Source organism: Craterilacuibacter sp., from assembly GCF_051659485.1.
GTDB lineage: Bacteria > Pseudomonadota > Gammaproteobacteria > Burkholderiales > Chromobacteriaceae > Craterilacuibacter.
On the sequence record NZ_JBOFOO010000432.1, the window covers coordinates 1 to 6424 of the forward strand.

The following is a 6424-nucleotide window of genomic DNA, read 5'->3' on the forward strand; positions in this document are numbered from 1 at the left end:
GGCTAAATCGCAGCATGTGGTTATTCGGACTTTCCACGACTGCCACCACCTCTGCACAACAGAAAATATGACCGCTCATGGCATGGCCGCCAATATCGTCACCGAAGCGCGCAGCACGCTCGACGTTGACAAAGTCGCCGATAGCCAGTGTGCCAAGATTGGTCAGTCGCAAGGTTTCCTGCATCAGATCGAATGACACCCTGTCGCCCTCTACTGCGGTGACCGTCAGGCAGCAGCCGTTATGTGCGACCGATGCCCCCAGCGTCAGGCCATCCAGCATCGATGCTGGCAGACGCACCACATGGGTACGAAAGCCCGGCTTTTCGATTAGTCCGACAAGCTCGGCCACACCCGCAACTATCCCTGTAAACATCTGCTGCTCCATTATCTTGAATCCAGTGCCGGCATTGTACCTGCAACATGCATAAATGGCTGCTAGGGTCAGCCGCCACGAAAACCGGTACAATGCCGGCTTTACAGCATTCACCAAGCAGCAGACATGTCCGCAGAACTGACACGCATTGCCGCAGAAGTCGCGCGCCGCCGCACTTTTGCCATTATTTCGCACCCCGACGCGGGTAAAACCACGCTGACCGAAAAGCTATTGCTGTTCTCGGGTGCCATTCAGATGGCAGGCACCGTCAAGGGTAAAAAAGGCGGCAAATTCGCCACATCCGACTGGATGGATATCGAAAAGCAGCGCGGCATTTCGGTCGCTTCCAGCGTGATGCAGTTCGAATACCGCGACCACACGGTCAACCTGCTGGACACCCCGGGTCACCAGGACTTTTCAGAAGACACCTACCGGGTACTGACTGCGGTAGACAGTGCGCTGATGGTCATCGATGCGGCCAAGGGCGTGGAAGAGCAGACCATCAAGCTATTGAACGTCTGTCGTTTACGCAGCACGCCAATTGTTACCTTTATGAACAAGTGTGACCGCGAAGTACGCGACTCGCTTGAGCTTCTGGATGAAGTGGAAGATGTACTCAAGATCCGCTGCGCTCCGGTTACCTGGCCTATCGGCATGGGCAAGAGCTTTCGCGGCGTCTACTCCCTGCTGACCGACGAGGTCATCCTGTTTGAAGCGGGTGCCGAAAAGCTGGTGTCGGACATCGAAGTCATCAAGGGCATGGACAACCCGCGCCTGGACCAGCTCTTCCCGATGGAAATGGAACAGCTGCGCATGGAAATCGAGCTGGTCAAGGGCGCGTCCAATGAATGGAATCTGGATGAATTCCTGGCCGGCGAACTGACACCGGTATTCTTCGGCTCGGCCATCAACAACTTCGGTGTGCGCGAGATCCTCGACGCGCTGATCAATTGGGCGCCGGCACCACAAGAACGTGATGCGACCATCCGCAGCGTCGACCCGAGCGAAGGCAAGTTTTCCGGTTTTGTGTTCAAGATTCAGGCCAATATGGACCCCAAGCACCGTGACCGCATCGCCTTTATGCGCGTGTGCTCGGGCCGGTTTGAGCGCGGCATGAAGATGAAACATTTGCGGCTGGGTCGCGACATTGCCGCCTCCAGCGTTGTGACTTTCATGTCGCATGACCGCGAAATCGTGGAAGAAGCGTTCGCCGGCGACATTATCGGCATCCCCAACCACGGCAATATCCAGATTGGCGACTCCTTCAGCGAGGGCGAGGCACTGGCCTTTACCGGTATTCCGTTCTTCGCGCCGGAAATGTTCCGCTCGGTACGCATCCGAAATCCGCTAAAACTCAAGCAGCTGGCCAAGGGTCTGCAGCAACTGGGTGAAGAAGGTGCAGTTCAGGTATTCAAGCCGCACAGTGGCGGCGACCTGATTCTGGGTGCGGTGGGGGTGCTGCAATTCGAGGTGGTGGCCTCGCGTCTGGCTGGCGAGTATGGCGTGGATGCTATTTTCGATTCGGCCAGCATCTGGTCGGCGCGCTGGTTTACCTGTAGCGACCGCAAGAAACTGGATGATTTCATCAATGCCTTGCAAGGCAATATCGCCACCGACGCCGGCAACAATCTGGCTTACCTCGCCCCTAACCGCGTCAATCTGCAGCTAACGCAAGAGCGCTGGCCGGATATCGTGTTCCACGAGACGCGTGAGCACGCGGTCAAGCTGGGTGAGTAAATGATAGGCGAGCTCATCGACTTCTGGAGCCATCTGCGTGCCAGCTACGTGGCCGACATTGTGCGCTCTGGCGTACTGGTGGCGGTACTGATGGCACTCCGGGTCGCCATCGGGCGTGCCATCGCTGCTAACAGCCACTGGTCGCTGGATGACAGGCGGCGCTGGTCGATCACGATACGCAATGTGCTGTTTGTCTGTGGCGTGGCCGGCATCGTCCTGCTCTGGGCATCGGAACTGCAGACTATTGCGGTATCCATGCTGGCCTTTGCCGCAGCGGTCATTATCGCGACCAAAGAGTTGATTATGTGTCTGACTGGCGGTCTGCTCAGGAGCGCATCCAATAGCTATAGTCTGGGCGATCACATCGAAGTGGGGGCGGTACGCGGGCGAGTGGTGGATATCGGACTATTATCGACCACGGTGATGGAGATAGGCCCGCACCATGATAGCCACCAGATGACAGGTCGGGCACTATCGCTGCCGCACAGCATGCTGCTGGCGCAACCGGTGGTACTGGAGAACTATATGGGCGAATATGTCGTCCATACGGTGGGTTTGCCGGTGCCTTATACGCTGGCACCCGCGATCGGTGAAACCCTGCTATTGAATGCCGCCAACGATGCCTGTGCCCCGCATATCAAGTCGGCCCAGCAACACATGGCACGCATCGAGCAGTTGCACCATCTGGACACCCCGTCGGTAGCGCCTCGTGTCTCCATTCATCCGATAAATGATGTCAGTTACCAATTGACGCTGCGTATTGCCATTCCGGCCAAAGACAGGCAACGGGTCGAACAAAGTATACTCAAACGCTTTATGCATGAGGCTTTTCCTGCCCCTGTTGTCGGCAAACCCGCAACGCCAGCGTAAACTGGCGCCCGAATTCACCCTTTTACTGGCTTGATTCTTCGCATATGAGTAAAACCCGGATCAAAACCTACGACAAGATCGTGATCGAGAGCCTCAAGCTTTTTAACGAGCATGGCGAGCGTGCGATTACCACCAACCATATTTCGGCACACCTGGGTATCAGCCCCGGCAATCTCTATTATCACTTCCGCAACAAGGAAGAAATCGTATTCCAGATTTTCCGCGAATACGATGCCTTTATCCATGCGCAACTGACACCGCCGGTTGGGCGCGCTATTGGTCCGCAAGACTTGTCGGACTATCTGGATTCAATATTCAAGGGCATGTGGAACTACCGCTTCCTGTTTGACGACTTGCCGGGCCTGCTCTCGCGCAACCCGCAGTTGCAGGCCGAATACCATGCATCGATAGGAACCGGTTTGCGTCCGATGATGAGTTCGATGCTCAAGGGTTTTGCCCAGTCAGGCTTGCTCGCTTTTTCTTCGGACGAGGAAATTGACCAGCTAGCAGTCAATATCTGGCTGGTGGTCAAGTTCTGGTACGCGTTCGAGCAGTCCGCCAAGCCCAAGGTCCCGATTTCAGCCGAGACCGGACGCCGCGGCGCGCGTCAGGTACTGGCACTGATGCGCCCGTATGTCACCCCTGACAATAAAACAAGCTTTGCGGCCATAGACGAGAGTTACCGCTGAAAGACTGACGACTAGCCGGCGGATGTGGTCGTCTGCTGCGCCGGGCGATACAGGACAATACGGTTTTTGCCCCCGCGCTTGGCGCGATACATGGCAATATCGGCATCGTGCAGCACCTGTTCGGCATCGGTATACCCCTCATGCCCAAGCAAGACGCCAATACTGGCCGTAACGCGAGCCACGCCCTGAGCCAATTGTACCGGGTGACTCAGTTCGGCCAGTATCCGGCGCGCCAGATGAATAACCGCCAGCGGCTGTGCCGTACCGGTCATCAACAAGGCAAACTCGTCACCCGACAGGCGCGACAGGGTATCGTTGCTACGAACGCAAGCACTCATGCGTAGTGCCAGTGTCTGCAGCAGGGCATCGCCGGCCGCATGCCCCAAGCTATCGTTCACTGCCTTGAATCCATCCAGATCGATAAATAAAACGGCAAAATACAGCCCGTCACGCTGCTGCTGGCGTAGCGTCTGCGCCAACCGGTCGTGAAACAGGTTGCGGTTGACAAGGCCGGTCAAGCTGTCGTGAAAAGCCATGTAGTGCATGCGGTGCAATATGGTCTTGCGCTCGGTAACATCGTCAAGGTGCAGGTGAAGCAGCTTGCTGTCTCCTTGCAAAAGCACCGTTGCGGTGACGTCGCAATCAAACACAGAGCCATCGGCGCGACGCAGGCGGCATTCACAACGCTTGGCATCGCCTGCCTGTGCGCGCTCATCCAGTAGCGCCAGAATCAGGGTGGAACGCGCGTCCTCTATATCCAGCATTTCCAGCAAGGGGCGGTCTAATAGCTGCTGAGGCGTTTTCTCATGAAACATGAGTACGGCGCTGGCATTGATCTCGTTGACCTTGCCCTCGCGCAGCAGCAGCATCCCGGCCATTGAGTTGGCAAACACAAAAGCAAAACGCTGCTCGCTTTCGTCGCGCTCCTGCAGCATGTGGTTTTTATCATCGATCAGCGCATTGATGCCCAGTGCAAGTTCGGCGATCTCATCATCATGGCCATCCGGCCGCAGCCGCTCTACCCGACCTTGGCCGCGGATATGACCAACCACAGACGATAAACGGCGCAAACGCCCAGCCACACGCACTTGCAGCAGATATAAAGCAATCAGCCCGACGACCAAAATACCGGCCACGCCAAGTGCAGCCAGCAGATTGATATTGGAAACTGCCAGTGCCGACACTTCACGCGGGGTTGAGCGGCCCAGAAGCAAGGCGGGCTTATTGTCGAGGTTGCGTACTGCAATCCAGCTGGCGACACGGTGTTCGTTTGGTAATACCAGCACCTCGCCCCCCGGCATGCCTTGCGCCACCCATTGCATGACCGCATCGGGCAGGTGGCGTGATGTAACCGATAGTATTTGCGTGTCGCTGGAAAAAAAAGCCGCTTTACTGCGCAGCAGGATTTTATCGGCACGCACTCCCCAAACCATATAACCGGCTGGCGTGCCCGTGCCGCGGGACGGTCTGACCGGACTCAGGATCATGTAGTTTGCACCAGACGGCAGACGTACGACGCCAGCTTGCGGGCCGGGATTGGTTGTTGCCAGCATTTGGGACAGATGGCGACCGAATTCGCTATCGGGGACCAGACTTTTAGTCAGCGCCGGCGAGTTGTACGCAATACCTTGCGGCGTATTTTCCACCGACAGGCGCATATGGCCATCGATACTAAAAAAAGCCATGAAATCGATGCCGATATCGGTAAAGCGCCTGGGTGTAAACATCTCGTGCAGGGGCGCAAACTGCCCGTTGCGGACAAAATGATAGCTGCCATCCCAGTTGGCCCAGTCGGCGGCAAAGCGGGACAGCCCTTGGGCACTTTCCACAAAGATATCTCGGGTCTGAATAGCGGCATCATGGGCAAGACGGCGCTCGGCAGCTTCGAATGAGGGGATCAGCAAGCCTCGCCCCAAGAGCCAGACCAGCAGTGCAAACAGTAGCGACGAGAATGTTATTATCAGCGCCGTACTACGCGCCAGACGGCCTGGCAGCCATGATTTCAAACCCCGCATGCATCCCGTCCTTCATTTTGCATTGCAGTCCCGATGCCCAGACGCAAAGCTTAAGTGGTGCACAATGTACCCAAAATACAATTTATCGATACCTACCTAATTTGTCTAATCAAAGCGCAAAATAAATGCAATATAAATATTAACATTGTTTGACTTGTCGCTGTTGCACATCACAACACGACCCGCAACGCCAAATTAAAAAATGAATTTACAAGTAATAGCGGCAAAGGCATGTAATAAAGGCTCCCAATCAAGCCGAGCCGTCGCACCGGTATAGCTATCGGTGCCTGTCAAATACCGCCCTACCTTAAGCTGAGACTTCAGATTAAGGTAGGCGCCAGTGCATAGGCACTACGCAAGGCAAAGCTATATACCGATAGCTGCGGATTAGCGCCTATGCTGGTCGGAAATATCGAGCCGTCGATCACGCTCAGGTTTTCCAGTTGCCAGTGCCGGCCCAGATGATTGACCACCCCGCTTTTTTCATCCCGCCCCATCGCCGCCCCCCCCATGACGTGGGCACTGACCACACGCGCGCGCAATATTTCCAGCGGCAGTGCGCCGATTTGTACCTGCGCCTCAGTCCAGTTTTTCACCGGTGCTGCATTTTCGTGCACGGTCAGCACCGATTGCGCCCCGGCGGCAAACTGCAATTCGGCCATGGATAGCCAGGCCTGACGAAAGGCTTGCCACAGAGGATCGGTAATCGGGTAATCCAGCGCCGGGCTACCGTCTTTCTT

At 56.2% G+C, this 6424-nt stretch carries 5 protein-coding genes and 1 pseudogene; 3 read left to right on the top strand and 3 right to left on the bottom strand.

What is annotated here, in order from left to right; genetic code table 11:
- A pseudogene (locus tag ACRC1E_RS14565) lies at positions 1 to 373 on the bottom strand (riboflavin synthase); the annotation flags it as partial.
- 126 nt (positions 374 to 499) lie between these two features.
- Here ACRC1E_RS14565 and ACRC1E_RS14570 point away from each other — a divergent pair.
- From ACRC1E_RS14570 to ACRC1E_RS14580, 3 genes are read left to right on the top strand one after another with little or no spacing between them, the layout of a single operon-like run.
- Positions 500 to 2110, top strand: coding sequence for a peptide chain release factor 3 (locus ACRC1E_RS14570; protein ID WP_438515825.1), 1611 nt, complete (start codon positions 500 to 502; stop codon positions 2108 to 2110).
- The gene (locus ACRC1E_RS14575) at positions 2111 to 2980 is read left to right on the top strand and encodes a mechanosensitive ion channel family protein (RefSeq protein ID WP_438515826.1); all 870 of its coding nucleotides are present in this window, start codon (positions 2111 to 2113) and stop codon (positions 2978 to 2980) included. It begins immediately after the preceding gene.
- A 44-nt stretch (positions 2981 to 3024) separates the two neighbouring features.
- Positions 3025 to 3669, top strand: a complete 645-nt coding sequence (locus ACRC1E_RS14580; RefSeq protein ID WP_438515827.1) for a TetR/AcrR family transcriptional regulator — start codon at positions 3025 to 3027, stop codon at positions 3667 to 3669.
- An 11-nt stretch (positions 3670 to 3680) separates the two neighbouring features.
- Here ACRC1E_RS14580 and ACRC1E_RS14585 read toward each other — a convergent pair whose 3' ends face one another.
- Both ACRC1E_RS14585 and ACRC1E_RS14590 read right to left on the bottom strand, forming a co-directional pair.
- A complete protein-coding gene (locus ACRC1E_RS14585) occupies positions 3681 to 5684 on the bottom strand; it encodes a diguanylate cyclase domain-containing protein (RefSeq protein ID WP_438515828.1) in 2004 nt (667 codons plus the stop codon).
- 320 nt (positions 5685 to 6004) lie between these two features.
- Positions 6005 to 6424: GMC family oxidoreductase (locus tag ACRC1E_RS14590; protein ID WP_438515830.1), on the bottom strand; the 420-nt coding region annotated here is incomplete at its 5' end.

What these genes read in the sequence shown, in the direction of transcription:
- ACRC1E_RS14575 (WP_438515826.1), top strand. Translation starts at nt 2,111, where the DNA reads ATGATAGGCGAGCTCATCGACTTCTGGAGCCATCTGCGTGCCAGCTAC.
- ACRC1E_RS14570 (WP_438515825.1), top strand. Translation starts at nt 500, where the DNA reads ATGTCCGCAGAACTGACACGCATTGCCGCAGAAGTCGCGCGCCGCCGC.
- ACRC1E_RS14585 (WP_438515828.1), bottom strand. Translation starts at nt 5,684, where the DNA reads ATGCGGGGTTTGAAATCATGGCTGCCAGGCCGTCTGGCGCGTAGTACG.
- ACRC1E_RS14580 (WP_438515827.1), top strand. Translation starts at nt 3,025, where the DNA reads ATGAGTAAAACCCGGATCAAAACCTACGACAAGATCGTGATCGAGAGC.